At 61.4% G+C, this 15,994-nt stretch carries 14 protein-coding genes and 1 pseudogene; 9 read left to right on the top strand and 6 right to left on the bottom strand.

Annotation, left to right across the window (positions count from 1 at the left end):
• Window positions 1–144: 144 nt before the first annotated feature.
• The 3 genes from ACIQUG_RS10560 to ACIQUG_RS10550 all read left to right on the top strand — a co-directional run bounded on the left by ACIQUG_RS10560 (window position 145) and on the right by ACIQUG_RS10550 (window position 4,170).
• Window positions 145–756 carry a glutathione S-transferase family protein gene (locus ACIQUG_RS10560; protein ID WP_402320811.1) on the top strand — a complete coding sequence of 204 codons (612 nt, stop codon included), beginning with the start codon at window positions 145–147 and terminating at the stop codon, window positions 754–756.
• Window positions 757–814: 58 nt separating this feature from the next.
• On the top strand, window positions 815–2,881 hold the full coding sequence (locus tag ACIQUG_RS10555) for a pyridoxamine 5'-phosphate oxidase family protein (protein ID WP_402320808.1): 2,067 nt from the start codon (window positions 815–817) through the stop codon (window positions 2,879–2,881).
• Window positions 2,882–2,949: 68 nt separating this feature from the next.
• Window positions 2,950–4,170: an adenylate/guanylate cyclase domain-containing protein gene (locus ACIQUG_RS10550; protein WP_402320806.1), complete on the top strand. Its 1,221-nt coding sequence runs from the start codon at window positions 2,950–2,952 to the stop codon at window positions 4,168–4,170.
• Between the two features lie 10 nt (window positions 4,171–4,180).
• Here the strand turns inward: ACIQUG_RS10550 and ACIQUG_RS10545 are convergent, their stop codons facing one another.
• Window positions 4,181–4,474, bottom strand: coding sequence for a DUF6074 family protein (locus tag ACIQUG_RS10545; RefSeq protein WP_402320803.1), 294 nt, complete (start codon window positions 4,472–4,474; stop codon window positions 4,181–4,183).
• Window positions 4,475–4,811: 337 nt separating this feature from the next.
• Here ACIQUG_RS10545 and ACIQUG_RS10540 point away from each other — a divergent pair, with 337 nt between their 5' ends.
• From ACIQUG_RS10540 to ACIQUG_RS10520, 5 genes and pseudogenes are all read left to right on the top strand, one after another.
• Window positions 4,812–6,530, top strand: a complete 1,719-nt coding sequence (locus ACIQUG_RS10540) for an ABC transporter ATP-binding protein (protein ID WP_402320800.1) — start codon at window positions 4,812–4,814, stop codon at window positions 6,528–6,530.
• A gap of 96 nt (window positions 6,531–6,626) precedes the next feature.
• Complete coding sequence (locus ACIQUG_RS10535) at window positions 6,627–8,189, top strand: D-aminopeptidase (RefSeq protein ID WP_402320798.1); 1,563 nt, start codon at window positions 6,627–6,629, stop codon at window positions 8,187–8,189.
• Between the two features lie 78 nt (window positions 8,190–8,267).
• Entirely contained in the window at window positions 8,268–9,053 is a 786-nt protein-coding gene (locus ACIQUG_RS10530; protein ID WP_402320795.1) for a pseudouridine synthase, read from the top strand.
• Window positions 9,054–9,143: 90 nt separating this feature from the next.
• Window positions 9,144–9,688: pseudogene (locus ACIQUG_RS10525) on the top strand (IS3 family transposase); the annotation flags it as partial.
• A 136-nt stretch (window positions 9,689–9,824) separates the two neighbouring features.
• The gene (locus ACIQUG_RS10520; RefSeq protein ID WP_402320792.1) at window positions 9,825–10,703 is read left to right on the top strand and encodes an HNH endonuclease; all 879 of its coding nucleotides are present in this window, start codon (window positions 9,825–9,827) and stop codon (window positions 10,701–10,703) included.
• A gap of 222 nt (window positions 10,704–10,925) precedes the next feature.
• On the opposite strand, the gene ACIQUG_RS10515 is transcribed toward ACIQUG_RS10520, so the two are convergent.
• Entirely contained in the window at window positions 10,926–11,816 is an 891-nt protein-coding gene (locus ACIQUG_RS10515) for a LysR family transcriptional regulator (protein ID WP_402323005.1), read from the bottom strand.
• An 81-nt stretch (window positions 11,817–11,897) separates the two neighbouring features.
• On the opposite strand from ACIQUG_RS10515, the gene ACIQUG_RS10510 reads away from it, so the two are divergent.
• Window positions 11,898–12,239 carry a helix-turn-helix domain-containing protein gene (locus tag ACIQUG_RS10510; RefSeq protein WP_402320790.1) on the top strand — a complete coding sequence of 114 codons (342 nt, stop codon included), beginning with the start codon at window positions 11,898–11,900 and terminating at the stop codon, window positions 12,237–12,239.
• 179 nt (window positions 12,240–12,418) lie between these two features.
• Here the strand turns inward: ACIQUG_RS10510 and ACIQUG_RS10505 are convergent, their stop codons facing one another.
• The 4 genes from ACIQUG_RS10505 to ACIQUG_RS10490 all read right to left on the bottom strand — a co-directional run bounded on the left by ACIQUG_RS10505 (window position 12,419) and on the right by ACIQUG_RS10490 (window position 15,993).
• On the bottom strand, window positions 12,419–12,628 hold the full coding sequence (locus ACIQUG_RS10505) for a hypothetical protein (RefSeq protein ID WP_402320787.1): 210 nt from the start codon (window positions 12,626–12,628) through the stop codon (window positions 12,419–12,421).
• A gap of 573 nt (window positions 12,629–13,201) precedes the next feature.
• A complete protein-coding gene (locus ACIQUG_RS10500) occupies window positions 13,202–13,849 on the bottom strand; it encodes an HAD family hydrolase (RefSeq protein WP_402320784.1) in 648 nt (215 codons plus the stop codon).
• 246 nt (window positions 13,850–14,095) lie between these two features.
• Window positions 14,096–15,100: an inositol 2-dehydrogenase gene (gene iolG / locus ACIQUG_RS10495; protein WP_402320781.1), complete on the bottom strand. Its 1,005-nt coding sequence runs from the start codon at window positions 15,098–15,100 to the stop codon at window positions 14,096–14,098.
• Between the two features lie 23 nt (window positions 15,101–15,123).
• On the bottom strand, window positions 15,124–15,993 hold the full coding sequence (locus ACIQUG_RS10490; RefSeq protein ID WP_402320779.1) for an SMP-30/gluconolactonase/LRE family protein: 870 nt from the start codon (window positions 15,991–15,993) through the stop codon (window positions 15,124–15,126).
• Window position 15,994 lies beyond the last annotated feature (1 nt).

Here is a 15,994-nt window from a genome sequence, read left to right as displayed (position 1 = left end):
ATCCTTCCGATATTTGGAAATCAGACTATCGAAATTGCATTCTACTGCCGAAATTTGGAAAGTCATAGATTGATCCTCGAAGGCGGTTCATTCCGAACCGCCGGAGGGCCGTGACGGTTCTCAAGTTCTTCGAGGACATCTCCCATGAAACTCTACCGCCATCCGCTCTCCGGCCACTCGCACCGGGCGCAGCTTTTCCTGTCGCTGCTCGGCGTGCCGCACGAGCTGATCGACGTCGACCTCAAGGCGCGGGCACACAAGGCGCCGGAATTCCTGGCGCTCAATCCCTTCGGCCAGGTTCCGGTGCTCGACGACGAGGGCACAGTCATCGCCGACTCAAACGCCATCCTCGTCTACCTCGCCAAGAAGTTCGGCCGCATCGACTGGCTGCCGGAAGATCCGGCCGCAGCGGCCAAGGTGCAGAAATGGCTCTCGGTTGCCGCCGGCGACATCGCTTTCGGTCCGGCAGCCGCGCGTCTCGTCACGGTCTTCGGTGCCAATCTGGATGCCGATGGAGCGATCTCCAGGGCCCACCGAGTGCTTGCACAGATCGATGCCGAGCTTGCCGGCCACGACTTCCTCGTGGGCGCAAGGCCGACCATCGCCGACGTCGCCCTCTACAGCTACATATCCGCTGCTCCAGAAGGCAATGTCGATCTTTCCGACTACGCCCATGTTCGCGCCTGGCTGTCACGCATCGAGCGCCTACCCGGTTTCGTCGGCTTTGCGAAGACCGCCGTCGGTCTCGCTGCCTGATCCAAGCTCCCCGGGGCGGCAACGCTGCCCCGGTCCCCTTCCAACCGGGACACCGACCATGCCGGACAACGCACAGCAGAAAAAGCCGGATTCGCCCTGGCACGAAGGCGAACTCGCCATCCAGCGCAGCCTCGGCGTCGCCGAGCGCATGGATACGACCGGGCGCAATTTCGTGCGCAGTTTCATGCCGGAGCAGCACCAGCAATTCTTCCCGATGCTGCCCTTCGCCATGTTCGGGGCCGTCGATGCGAGCGGTGATGTCTGGGCGACAATGCGTGCCGCAGCCCCCGGCTTCATGCAGGCGCCGGACGCCTGGAACCTCGACGTACGGTTGCCGCGCGATGCGGACGATCCGGCCGATGCCGGCATGGACGACGCGCACTCCATCGGCATGCTCGGCATCCAGCTTGAGACCCGGCGCCGGAACCGGCTGAACGGCGCGATCCAACGCGACAGCGACGACGGCTTCACGCTGCGCGTCCGGCAGAGCTTCGGCAACTGCCCGCAATATATCCAGCTTCGCCAGTTCACCTTCGTTCGCGACCCGCGCCAGCCCGCCTCGGTGCGCCCGGTACATGGTGAGGTGCTCGACGCGCGCGCCCGGGCGATCATCGGCAAGGCCGACACCTTCTTCGTCGCCTCCTACGTCGACCGCGATAGCGGCGAGCGCCAGGTCGACGTCTCGCATCGCGGCGGCAAGGCGGGTTTCGTAGAGATCGGCGCGGACAGCGTGCTGACGATCCCGGACTTCTCCGGAAACCTGTTCTTCAACACGCTCGGCAACTTCATGCTCAATCCGCGCGCCGGCCTGCTGTTCGTCGATTTTGCGACCGGCGACATGCTGCAGATGACCGGCAGCGCCGAAGTCATCCTGTCCTCCCCGGAGGTCGCGGCATTCCAAGGAGCCGAGCGCCTATGGCGCTTCCGGCCGGAAAAGGTCATCTACCGCGAGGACGGCCTGCCGCTTCGCTGGGCCTTCGAGGAAGGCGGCTGGTCTCCCAGCCTCACGTCCACCGGCGACTGGGTCCAGGCGAAGGTCCGGCTTGAAGCCGCGGCCCTTGCCGATGCGTGGCGCCCGTTCCGGATTGCCCGCGTCGAGGACGAGAGCACGACGATCCGCTCGCTCTACCTCGAACCGGATGACGGCGTCGGGCTCATGGCCCACCAGGCCGGCCAACACCTGCCGATCCGCATCAACGTCGAAGACGGCGAAAGACCGCTCGTCAGGAGTTATACGCTGTCCTCGGCGCCGACGGATGGTCTCTACCGCATCAGCGTCAAGAAGGACGGCGTAGCCTCCCGGCACCTGCACGGGCTGAAGTCTGGAGACCGGATCGAGGCGCGGGCGCCTGCCGGCAGCTTCACGATCGACGGAACCGAGCGGCGTCCGGCCGTGCTGATCGGCGCCGGCGTCGGCATCACGCCGATCCTTGCCATGCTCAAGCACATCGTCGCTGAAAGCCGCCGCAAGCGGCGCACGCGCCCAACCTGGGTCTTCCAGGCAGCCCGCTCGCCGGAAGAGCGCGCCTTCGATCGGGAGATCGCCGACCTCGTCGCGGAAGGCGAGGGCAATATTCGTCTGGTGCGGGCGCTGAGCCAGCCGGCAACGGCCATCGAAAGCCAGGACTATGACATCGCCGGTCGCATCGACCTCACCCATCTCAAGGCCACCCTGCCCTTCGACGACTACGACTTCTATCTCTGCGGCCCGGCCACCTTCACCCAGTCGCTCTACGACGGTCTGCGGGCACTCAACATCGCCGATGCCCGCATCCATGCGGAGGCCTTCGGGCTCTCGTCGCTGACCCGGCGGCCGGATGGCGGTTCCGCCCCGGCGATGGAACCGGCGGCGAGCGCCCCCGTTCACGTTGTCTTTGCCAAGTCGAGCAAGGAGGCGCGCTGGCAACCGGGCGAAGGCACGCTGCTTAATCTCGCGGAGGCGCGCGGCCTCAACCCGGAATATGGCTGCCGCAACGGCAGTTGCGGCACCTGCCGGGCGCCGGTGTTGGAGGGCAGGGTAACCTATCCCTCGCAGCCTTCCTTCCCGGTCGCCGAAGGCGAAGCGCTGATCTGTTGCGCAGTGCCGGCCGAAAGCGAGGCGGGCAAACTGCATCTTTCGCTCTAAGCCCTGGTTCGGCTATGGATGGTGCACCACATCATCAAGCAGTCGACCTCGGCCGAGCGGGATGCGCCATGAACGACCAACAGCTACGCGATATCGTGCTCTGGCTTTCAGAACAGGGCCTGAAGGGACTGGACGAGCCGGAGCTGTTTGCCGGCTTCTGCGAGCAATGTCGCGCAGCTGGTCTCGACCTTGCCCGCGCGCTCGGCCTGATCGACACGCTGCACCCCGAATTCGAGGGGCGTGCCTTCCAGTGGAACGATGAAAGCGACATCACCCCGGAAGTCATCCAGTACGGCTCGACGACCACGGGTGAGGCGCTGCTGAACTGGCAGAATTCGATCTTCTATCACATGCTGCGCGACCGGACCGCCGAGCGCCGGATCCGGCTTTCCGCCGACGAAGGCACCACCTACAACATACTGGACAAACTGAAGGGCGAGGGCCACACCGACTGCGTCAGCATGATCCACCACTTCACCGACCAGGGCCGTGTCGGCGAGATGGACTGTTTCTATTCCTATTGGACGACACGGAGCGACGGCGGCTTCAGCGAGGATGACATCGCAGCGCTTAGGATCCTGTTGCCGACGCTTGCGCTGGCGGTGAAGGCAGGCTCCTGCGTGCGCATCATCAGCACGCTTGCCGACGTCTATCTCGGCGCCGATGCCGGCCAGCGCGTCGTCAAGGGCAGCATTGCCCGCGGTTCGGCCGAACGCATCGAAACGGTCATGTGGTTTTCCGACCTGCGCGGCTATACGCGCATCTCCGACACCGCCGCCCCCGACGAGATCATTCCGCTTCTCAACGATTATTCGGGAACGGTGATCACCGCCATTCACGACCATGGCGGCAGCGTTCTGAAGCTGATCGGCGACGGTGTTCTGGCGATCTTCAATGCCGACGATCCGGGGACCGCCTGCGCCAACGCAATCGCCGCCGAACGGCAGCTGCGCCGCATGCTCGCCGAACTCGACGTGCGCCGACAGGCCGAGGGCAAGCCGACCACAGAGGTCTATCTCGGACTCCATATCGGCGAAGTCTTCTACGGCAATATCGGCAGCCAGACCCGCCTCGATTTCACCGTGGTCGGCCCGGCGGTCAATGAGGTGAGCCGTATTTCCTCGATGTGCCGTTCCGTTGAGCGGCACATGATCATGTCGTCTGATTTCGTCGAAGCCTGCCCGCCGGATGAACGGGTCCACGCCGTCTCGCTCGGCCGCTTTGCGCTGCGCGGTATCGCCAGAGCAAAAGAGCTCTTTACCTGGGATCCGGAATTGCCGTTGCCCTGAGACGCGGCGGCTACTGGCTCATCGCGCCTGCGGAAAGACGCGAGAGGTGGCGATGCTGGAGCTCGATCTGGACCTCGTCCTGGAAGTCCATCACCTGACGGCGGACTTCGTCTTCGGAGCAGCCGCAGGCAAAAAGCTCGTCCGCTAGAGCGCGGCAGCGGCGGCGCCAGAATTGCAGCGCCTCGGCACCGTGCAGATCTTCAAGCTCGGCGGCAGCACTGCGAATGGCATGCAATCTCCTGACCACGGGAAACGGAACAATGGTGTTGGTTTCCGCAGCTTCCACTGATTGATTGCCTGCCATCGTCTCGTTTGCCCCCTGGACTTCGTGCGCTCACTCGAACGCACAAAGACGCCCTACGCGTTTCGGTATCGAGCAATTGCTCCGCCTCCGGTGTCCCCAATCGAAGGCGAATTGCTCTGCTGATTCCATTTCTACGAAGCCTATGGTTAACGTTTTCTTCCCACCGGTGCCGAAGTGAACCGATTGTGTCTCTCAGGCGGAAGAGACATCGGTCGCGTCACGTGGCCGACACGCTTTCGCGCTTTTCTGGGTTGGTTTCGATCCAAAAACATGACATTGACAATCATCTTTCTAGCGGCGCCCTACGGCGCCCCCCGCCCCCAGTGAGTGCTCGTGCATGCTGAAGCGTTTCTTCGCGTTCTACCGCCCCTATCGCGGCCTGTTCATCCTCGACTTTTCCTGCGCCGTGCTTTCCGGCCTGCTCGAACTCGGCTTCCCGATTGCGGTGAAGCTGTTCGTCGACCAGCTCTTGCCAAGCCAGGAGTGGACGCTGATCCTGCTGTCGTCCGTGGGGCTGCTCATCGTCTACCTGCTCAACACCGGCCTGATGGCAACCGTCACCTATTGGGGCCACATGCTCGGCATCAATATCGAGACGGACATGCGGCGCATGGCCTTCGACCATCTGCAGAAGCTCTCCTTCTCGTTCTTCGACAACCAGAAGACCGGCCATCTCGTCGGCCGCCTCACCAAGGATCTGGAAGAAATCGGCGAAGTCGCGCATCACGGGCCGGAAGATCTGTTCATTGCCGTCATGACCTTTATCGGGGCGTTGATCCTGATGCTGATGGTGCATTGGCAGCTGGCGCTGATTACCGCCGCCGTCGTGCCGCTGACGGCCTGGGTGACGAGCCGCTACGGCGGGCGCATGACCCGGAATTTCCGCAATCTCTACGGCCGGATCGGAGACTTCAACGCGCGTATCGAGGAGAATGTCGGCGGCATGCGCGTGGTCCAGGCCTTCGCGAACGAGGCGCACGAGCGCAGCCTGTTCGAGACCGACAACCAGAACTATCGCCGCACCAAGCTCGAAGCCTACCGCATCATGGCGGCGAGCACGTCGCTCAGCTACATGAGCATGCGGCTGACGCAGCTGATCGTGATGATCACCGGCTGCTACTTCGTGCTGACAGGCGAGCTGACCAATGGCGGTTTCGTCAGCTTCCTGCTTCTCGTCGGCGTCTTCTTCCGCCCGGTCGAGAAGATCAACTCGGTCATCGAAACCTATCCGAAGGGCATCGCCGGCTTCAAGCGCTTCCTCGAACTGATGGAAACCGAGCCCGACATCGAGGATCGTCCCGGTGCGACCGACGTCGCTGATCTCAAGGGGGACATCACCTACAGCAATGTCTCATTCGGCTACAGCGCCGAAAAGCCGATCATCCAGAACATCTACCTGACGATCCGCGCCGGCGAGACGATCGCTTTCGTCGGTCCCTCGGGCGCCGGCAAGACGACGATCTGCTCGCTGCTTCCGCGTTTCTACGAAGTGATGGAAGGCGCAATCACCGTCGACGGCACCGATATCCGCGACATCACCTTGGCGTCGCTGCGCGGCCAGATCGGCATCGTGCAGCAGGATGTCTTCCTCTTTGCCGGCACCATTCGCGACAACATCGCCTACGGGCGGCTCGGAGCGAACGAAGCCGACATCCTGGAAGCGGCGCGCCGCGCCCGGCTCGACGGCATGATCGCCGCCCTGCCAGACGGCATGGACACGGTGATCGGCGAACGCGGCGTCAAGCTTTCCGGCGGACAGAAGCAGCGGCTGGCGATCGCGCGCATGTTCCTGAAAAACCCGGCGATCCTCATTCTCGACGAGGCCACCTCGGCGCTCGACACGGAAACCGAGAGAGCCATCCAGCAGTCCCTCGCCGAACTGTCCAAGGGGCGCACGACGCTGATCATCGCGCACCGGCTGGCGACGATCCGCGATGCCGACCGCATCGTCGTGGTCGACGGCAGCGGCATTCGCGAGCAGGGACCGCATGCGACGCTGCTCGCCGCCAAGGGCGCCTATAGCCGCCTCTATCACGCCCAGGCGGGCGCCGGCTGAGGAGAGCTGTCGGCGCGGCATTGCAAGTGCCGGGACGGGGCGGTACGAACGAGGCAGACACCGCCCTGCCCTTCGTCGGACCGATCCTTAAGCGCCATGACCACTTCTGAACTCTCCGCTCTCGAACGCGCCGTAAAAGCCCTGCCCCAACACTATCCCGGTCCCGGCGGCGTCGCCGGTGTGGTCCGGGATGGCCAGGTGATCCTCAGCCACAGCTGGGGCTATGCGGACCTCACCGCCCGCAGGCCGATGACCGCGGCAACCCGCGTCCCCATCTGCTCGATCACCAAGCAGATGACCTGCGCTGTGCTTCTGGACGCAGTCGGCGAACCGGCGAGGCTCGACCGGGCGCTCGACGCCTATCTGCCTCTGCTTGAAGGCAAGCGCCCGACGGTCGCCCATCTTTGTCACAACCAGTCGGGGCTGCGCGATTACTGGGCGCTGACCGTGCTGCAGGGCGCCAGGCACGACGGCGTCTTCCGCCGCGAGGACGCTCGGCCCCTGCTCTCCTCCGCGCGGTCGACCCATTTCGAGCCGGGTACACGCTACTCCTATTCGAACGGCAATTTCCGCATTCTCGCCGACCTCATCGAAGAGCAAACCGGGCGCTCGATGGCCGAGCTTTATCAGGGTTCCGTCTTCGGCCCGGCCGACATGCGGACCGCCGCCCTCACCGCCGATACGAGCCTGCCCCCCGACGGTATCGTCGGCTACGAGGGCAATGAGACGGCTGGCTATTTCGAAGCGGTCAACAACATCTACTGGGCGGGCGATGCCGGTGTTTCCGCGTCGCTCGACGATATGCTCGCCTGGGAATGTTTCATCGACCGGACGCGTGATAACGCGAACAGCCTCTATCGGCGCCTGTCCGTACCGCAGACCTATGCCGATGGCCGCCCGGCCCATTATGGGTTCGGCCTTGCGCATGAAAAGATCGGCGACGTCGCCATGACCGGCCATGGCGGCGCGCTGCGCGGCTTCCGTAGCCGCAGGCTCTATGCGCCCGCCGAGCGCCTTTCCGTCGTGGTGATGTTCAATCACGAAGCCGACGCCCATGCTGCCGCGACAGCACTGATGAAGGTCGCCCTTGGGCACAGCGATGCCGAGCCTGCGACGGGCACCTGGGATGCCGACGGCACCGGCAGCTATCTCGATCCGGAAACGGGCCTCGTACTCGTTACCCGGGCCACCGGCAAATCCCGCGTCGCGCTGAGCTTCGCCACGGGTGCCGAGACGCTTGACGTCGGTCCGGATGGCAGCGCACAGTCAACGGCCGTTATGCTTCGTGCGGAAGGCGCCTCGCTTCACATGGAGCGCCCGCGTGAGAACCTGACGGTTCACGCCGCGCGCATCTCCGGCACCGCCAAGCCGGATATCGCCGGCCGCTACCATGCAGCAGAACTCGACGCCCATCTCGACATCGTCTCTGCCAACGGCGTCTTCTATGGCGGTTTCGACGGCCCGCTTGGCAGAGGCGCCATGCACGCCATGCGGCCGCTCGCCGAAGATGTCTGGCTGCTGCGCTGCAAACGCTCGATGGACGCGCCGGCGCCGGGAGATTGGACCGTACTCGTTTCGCGTGACGCTGACGGCAAGGTGACGGGGCTGACGATCGGCTGCTGGCTCGCCCGGCGGATCGACTATAGCAAGATCGGCTGATGTCCAGATCGCGCCGCCGGCTATGCTTGGCATCGCGACCATGCACCACGAGATGACCAGGAACCGGAAGACCAGCACGTGAAACAGAAGCGACCGACTGCCGCCCGAGATACCGGCCGCCGCCCCGCGGCCGATACGGGCAAGCGCGTGACGGTCGCCCGCGCCCTTTCCAAGCTTGGCTACTGCTCGCGCACGCAGGCCGAAAAGCTGGTGCTTGAAGGCCGCGTCAGCATCAACGGCCGCAAGGCGCCTGGTCTCTCCGCATGGGTCGATGTCGACACGGACCGTCTCGGCGTCGACGGTAAGGCCGTGCTTGCCGAAGACAAGGTCTACCTAATGCTGAACAAGCCGCGCGGGCTGGTGACGACCAGGCATGACCCGGAGGGCCGGCCGACGGTCTTCGACTGCCTGAAGGACGTCGACTCCACCCATCTGTCGCCGGTCGGCCGCCTCGACAAGGCGAGCGAAGGTCTTCTGCTGTTCACCAACGACACGGTGCTTGCGCAGCGGCTGCTCGACCCGGAAACCCATGTTGGCAAGATCTACCACGTACAACTGGCCGGGCAGATCGACGACACACAGCTTGCGCAAATGGTCACCGGCATCGATGAAGGCGGCGAGACGTTGCGGGCCGCCCGGGCCGAACACTTGCGGGCGGGAGACCGCAACATGTGGATCGAGGTGGAACTCGAAGAGGGTCGAAACCGCCAGATCCGCCGCATGCTCGACGCGCTCGGCTTCGAGGTGCTGCGACTGCTGCGGGTTTCGATCGGAAGGGTCACTCTCGGCGATTTACCGAAGGGTGCGACGCGTGTGCTCACGGCGGATGAAGTCGCCTATTTGAGGCAGCGAACAGCTCGGTGAAAGGACAATCCGATCGGAGGTCCGCGCCACCATGCATCGGCACACAAGACGCGGCTGGAGTTTGCCGACCACATCACCCTCGGCGGTGAAGAAAAAGTAACGCGGCCATCTCAACGCCGGGAGCCTTACGGCAAATGCGAGCATTTGCCTGTCGGCCAAGGGATGGCCGGGAAAGCGGTGGCGTTGCGCGGGGTGAGCATTGCACTCGCCTGCCGCACTTTGGTGTCAGCGAGACCTGCTATCGTTACAGCGCCAAGCTGAACGACGAGAACGAGCAGATCGCCGATCTCCTGATCGGGTTGACGCGGGCGAGGAAGAGTTGAGGCTTCGTCCTTTGCTTTCTTTACCTGCGCAATGTCCGGGGGCATCGCTGGAACCACAAGCGGGTGTACCGCATCTATCGCGAGCTGGAACTGAACCTCAGGATCAAGCCACGCAACCGGTTGACGCGCGAGAAGCCGGATGCTCTGGCCGGACCGGAGAAGCCGAACCTGGTCTTGTCTATGGACTTCATGGCGGATCGTCTTGAGGATGGCAGGCAATTCCGCCTGTTGAACGTCCTGGACAACTTCAACCGCGAGGGGCTGGGCATCGAGGTGGATTTCTCGCTACCTACCGCGCGTATCATCCGCAATGCGATAGTCCGTGCCGCCGCTGCCATTGGCACCAAGATTGCCTCTCCCTTTTCACCTCGATCCTCCCCTGGGCTTACAAACAGCCAAGAATCTTGCGATATCCAGTAGCGGGTAATAGAGGGGCAAGTTAAGCGGCATGGCGTATTGGTGGGTATCGCAGAATCAGACGCATAAGCAGGAACGCGACGGCGGATATCTTTGGGCGCCGAAGAGCGGGTCTGGTGGAGTGGTTTTCACACACTGGTCGAACATGACCCTGGTGCGTCCCGGCGATGTGATCTTCTCATACGCAAAGCAGTCGATCGGCGCGGTAGGTGTCGCTTCGACTGCTGCCTACGATGCAGCGCAGCCGGAAGAGTTTGAGAATGCGTGGGATGCAGACGGTCGGAAGATCGACGTGGTCTATCGCACGATCAATCCGGCAGTCCGCCTCGATACCTTCGTCGATGATCTGATCCCGCTCCTGCCCGAGCGCAACTCTCCGATCACCAGCCAGAAGAAGGGCGTCCAGGGATACCTGTTCGCCATCCCTCCAAAGGCTGGCCAACTCATCTGCGAACGGCTCGATTTTGCGGCACCAGTCGAACAGCTCGTGGCGGACACCCTCACGCAGACGGTGCCGGACGAAACCACCCGCGAAGCTCTCGTGAAAGCTCGTATCGGTCAGGGGCGTTGGCGCCGTGACCTGATGAAGCACTGGGCGGGGAAATGCGCTGTCACCGGTCTGGAAGTCGAGGCCCTACTGCGGGCGTCTCACATCAAGCCCTGGCGTGACTCTGACAATCGCGAGCGACTGGATGTGCTCAACGGTTTCATGCTTGGGCCAGCCTACGACGCTGCGTTCGATGCAGGGTTGATCAGCTTCGAGGACAACGGCTCTGTCCTCGTCTCGCCTAAGCTGCCTGCGAACCAGTTACTGGCGGCGGGCATCTCCGGCGCAGCCAAACTCTCGACACTTGTTGACGCACACCGCGAGTATTTGGCCCACCATCGGGGAAGCGTGTTTTCTGTGTAATCGTCCACAGAAATCCCAGAAAATCCCAAAATTGTGTTGGCATCAGTGTTGGCATCGCGACATCGCAGACCGGAAAACCAAAGCAATTACAATCTGTTATTCGGAAAGATAGGGTCCTCCGGGCCGACCATACTGATCGCCACACATCGCAGACGGGCATGGCCGAACACGAGGTCACGAAGTTCGTCTCGCAAACCGCCGTGTAGCTGAGCCCGCCCACCCTCACCTCACCGGCCGCGCCAGCGATCGGGCAATGTCGATGATGTCGTCGCGCGACGCAGTTGGATCTTCCTTGTTCCAGGCAACGCCGAGCCCGATCTTGAGATCCACACCGCGCACGGGTCTGAGCTCAAAGCCACGGTTCGGCAGATCCTTCGTCCATTCCGGCGCAAAGCCGACGCCCAAGCCGGCGGAAACCAGCGACACCAGCGAGAAGGTATCGTCGCAGCTATAGGCGATGTTGCCGGTCAGACCATGGGTCTCGAACATCTCGGAGAAGTACCGCTCCGAATAGGAGAGGTTCTGCCTGGAAAACGCGATGATCTTCTCTCCTCTCAGATCCTCGATGTCGATCTCGCTATGAGCCGCCAGCGGACTCGTCTTTTCAACCGCCAGCAGATAGCGCTCATGCGCGATCGAAAAGAAGCGCAACGACCCAATGTTTTCGACCGGACGGATGAAGCCGAGATTGATCTGGCCGTTCTCTAGTCCGCGGATGATGTCGCTGGTCGAGCCGCTTCGAACATGCAGCGCCACATCGGGAAACTTCCGGCCGATGCGGGAAAGAAACGCCGGCAGCACGCCGGTCGTTGCCGGATAGACGGTTCCGATCCTGATCGTGCGGGCCGCCTTGCCGGCTGCCGACCGCGCCACCTCGGCCGACAGTCCGACATCGCCGAGGATCCGAACCGCCCGATCATAGAACACCTCCCCTGCCCGCGTCAGTTCCACCCTGCGCGTCGAGCGATCAAGCAACCGCACACCCAACTCCTTCTCCAGCGCCTGGATGTGCGCACTCAGCGCCGGCTGGGCGATGCACATCCGCGCGGCCGCCCGATGGAAGTGCAGCTCCTCTGCCACCGCAACGAAGTATGAGAGTTGACGCAGTTCCACAGCGATCACCACGTTTCGTTGTTGTATAACACCACGTAACGTACATAGACCCGTGTGGTTTGTCATGAACAAAATGTGGGTATGGATACTTTTGCCCTGAACCTGAAGCGCCGCGCGGAACAACTTGGGATTTCCAACGCCGAGGTCGCCCGACGCGCCGGCCTAAGTGACCGCCGATACGGAAACTACGTTAGCGGAGTGCGGGAGCCAGACCTCTCGACTTTGGTCCGGATAGCGGATGTTCTGGGCATTAGCGTCGACGAATTGCTGGGAGTGACCGCAAACGAGAACAAGGTCCGCACGGTCGAGGAGGAATTTCAAGATCGCATTTCCGTTGCGCTCAAGGCGCTGAAAAGCGATGACCTTCAGAGGCTCGTTTTGATGATCGAAGCGTTAGCAACCGGGTTGAAGCAATCGGCCTAGCCGGTTCCGCTCGATACATTATGCGATCTCCGTGGCCCAAAGCGTGAACATCACGGCAACAAGGCTTGCAGGGCTCTTGGAAGCACAGTTGTGTCCGGCCCGTAAGGCGCTTCCACGCTTAGGTCTGCAAACGACCGCCGGTGGCGCCACGACCACACATTCATACCCAAGAGACCGGATCAGCCGATGCAGGCCATATCCGGATGAATGCTCACCACACCTTTGCCGTCGCGGTTGACCCTGTCGATAAGGGCTTGAAACTGTTTTGTGAACTCGAGGTTCGGCGAAAACGCTGACACTGCGCGCAAGGAGATTTCCTCCGCTTGGCAGTAAACAGTCGAGACCACAACGAGAATCATCGCCTTGATGGCTCGCAGAAAAATTCCCATGAACTATCCTCCCAATCCGACCAGCTAGACCAGTTGGACACAACGATAAAACGCGGCGCGGATTGGAACAAATATATGATTCCTTAGCAACCTACCATATATCACAACACTGTTCGCCAGACGTGGCCAATTTTAGCGCTAAGTTATTGACAAAATTATCTTTCTGTCCTTGAGACGATAAGGTCGGATTGCATATCTGAGGAGACAGGACGCAGATCCGGCTCAGTCTTCTGGGATCAGATCTTTGTGTTTGTGAGCGCCTACTATTCCTCGCGCGTCGCCCTATTGAGCTGATCGGCTAGCGGTTTGACGAGGTAAGACAATGCAATTCGCTCACCAAGCCAGGTACCGCTTGACCGTGATGCTCTGGTGACGGCGTTCGCAAAGCGGCTCTCGGGGAGTAGTCGCCGGAAGACATCGAGCGATTGCACTGGGGTCCGCAACCACGCCATTGCAACGGACGAGGTGACAAACACTATGATCGCAGCAATGATAAAAGCCGTGGCCAATGGAGCCACAGCCAGTGTCGCACTCGAGAAGAGTACGCCCACGGCCTTGGCCGTCAGTCGATGATCAAATACCTAAAATGTTGCGCGCCTCTGACAGGGAATTTGCTTGGTGGTGAGCTAGCAGATCGCGACTCATCACGAGGTCAGGCACTTGGATTACTTTAGGTATCCCCGCGCTTAGGGCGGCTCGTACTCCCAAATCGCTATCGTCGAGCGCGATGCAGTCGGACGGTGCAAGCCTTAGTTTTTCAGCTGCAGCAACATACACATCTGGAGCAGGCTTTCCGCGTTTGACCATGTCGACACCGACAACCGCGTCGATACGATCCAGCAACCCGCTGTGGTCAAGTTTCCATTCCGCGCGTGCCGTGACGCTGTTTGTGGCAACAGCGCGAGGAAGCTTTCGCTTATCCAGCGCATCCAAAAAGTCGTGGACGCCCGGTCGCAAGGGAATGGAGTCCCTCATCCTTTTATCCATGGCCACATTCCAAGCTCGGTCTAGGTCAGCACTATCGATGCTCGCGCCGATTTCCAGACCGATCAATCGGGCACTCTCCACCCGGTCCACCCCGACCAGTTTCCGGAAAAAGTCCGGCGCGAGGTCAAAACCCATACCGTGGAGAACAGCTGGTCCGACCTCGAATTGCAGTCTTTCCGTATCCAAGAGGAGGCCGTCCAAGTCGAGGATTACACCGGAAAATCGAAACGTCATCGTCGCCCCTTTTTCGTGAGGCCTTTGTGTAGAGGAAAGCTGAAGCGCAATCCAGTTCGAGTCCACCATAGTTGAGCAGACCGAAAGCCGACCACTGAGCCGCTATTTGCTGAAACGGACCCAAAGTTCAGGCGGCCTCTGCGACCTCGAGATGCCTGGCTTGGCGTCAACGTCGACATGCCGGAGAATTTTGCACTTTCGCTCGGCCACCCAAGAGCCGAGCGCTAGCCATCCATTTCCATCGCGTCAGCTTCCTAGGTTGACCGTGACGAACTTACCGTCCTTCATCGACTTCCGCGCAGCATCCGCCAGCAGGATCGCGTTGCGCCCACTCGCAAAATCTGACTCGATCTTAAGTCCTTTTGACACCGCATCGATGAAGTAGTTCAATTCCGTTGAATAAGTCGGAAGATAACGCTCCATGAAGCCAGGAAGCAAAGTGTCTCGCGATCCCGTCCCGGCCACTCCAAAACGCTCTATGCCGGTCTTAAGAAGGTTCGCCGAAGTGACCATGCCCTTGGATCCGAATACTTCGACGCGCTGATCATAACCGTAGACAGCACGACGGCTGCAGTCGATGCGGCACAGGACGCCACTTTCGAAACGGATCATGACATGAGCAGTATCCGTGTCGCCCAGCTTTCCAATTTCTGGATCGACCAGGTTACTGCCCATCGCACAAAGCTCGAGGGTGCCCGTAGCGCCTGTCAGCCACAAGGCCATATCGAAATCATGGATCATCTGGTCATGAAACTGGCCACCGGATACAGAAATATAGGATGCCGGAGGCGGCGACGGATCCCGGCTAATGATGGTCACCACTTCGACCGCACCAACCTCGCCGTCCGACACGGCTTGTTTCACGGCCATGTGCGTGGCGTCAAACCGCCTCTGGAAGCCAATCATGATCGGCACGTCGCAGTCCTTGATCAGCTCTGCGCAATAGTCGACGCGCGTCAGATCGAGGTCGATAGGCTTCTCGCAAAGGATCGCCTTGCCCGCTTTGGCGGACTCTACGAGGAGGTCGACGTGGGTATTCGTCGCGGATGCGATGATGACCGCATCGACCGACTTGTCATCGAGAGCGATGCGCGGATCACTGATGGCCTTCGCTCCATAGCGCTCTGCGAGAACCTTGGCGCGCTCCAAGTCGACGTCGCAGACATATGCGAGAACGGCGGTGTCGTGAGCCGCAACGTTTGCAATGTGCTGCGCGCCCATACGGCCAGCACCGAAAACACAAAACCTCATAAGCACTTTCCTTCTGAATTCGTTCAAATCGCAGCGAGACGTTGAGGCGGACCGGGCACCTTCACTCGCACTGAGAACAACCCGCCGGCAAGCGGAGTGGCTCGAAGCTCCTCTTCCGTGTGCATGACACGAAGCGTTGTCGCATAGAGGGTTTTTCGATCCTTTCCCCCAAAAGTCACGCAGGTGGGGCCCTTCGTGGGAAGCTGGACCTTCTCCTGAATGACGCCATCAGGGTTGAAGCGCACCAGGCATCCTCCCCAAACGCGGGCATTCCAATAGGAGCCTTCTGCATCGACAACCGCGCCGTCAGGACGTCCTGGTGCCGCGTCGAGGTCTGCGAGGGGGCTGATCTCGTCGATTTTTTCCCACCCCGACTGACCGACCTCAAAGCGTCGGATTGTGCCCTCCGCGGTATCAGCAAAATACATGAGATCACCCGCCGGCGAAAATGCGATCCCGTTGCTGATCGTTACATGGGATAGCAACTTGCTGACCTTGCCGTCTGGAGAACAGCGATAGAGAGCAGCAACCGGCTTCCTGTCCCTTTCGTCGAATGTCCCGAAGACCACGCCGCCGAAGGGATCCACGGCGGCATCATTGATGCGCGTCTGGGGCAGATCTTCTTCAATAACGGCGATTGTCTCGAAATGCCTAAAGTTGGCGTCGCAGATGGCGATGCGCGTTGCCAACCCGATCACGAAGCCTGGCTGCGCGCGTGGCAGGATAAAACCTGCCCGCTCCGGAAGCGGAAGAACGGCGACCGCCCCGTCTCCCCCCAACCGATATATTCGGCTCTCGGCGATATCGGTCCAATAGACACACCCGTCGCGAGGATCCCAAACACAGCCCTCGCCCAGCGTGTTCTTGCAGTCGACGACGCAGGTCGCTTCCATC

The sequence above is a fragment of the Ensifer sp. NPDC090286 genome, assembly GCF_044769565.1.
GTDB lineage: Bacteria > Pseudomonadota > Alphaproteobacteria > Rhizobiales > Rhizobiaceae > Ensifer.
This window is presented reverse-complemented; position numbering and strand designations above follow the sequence as displayed.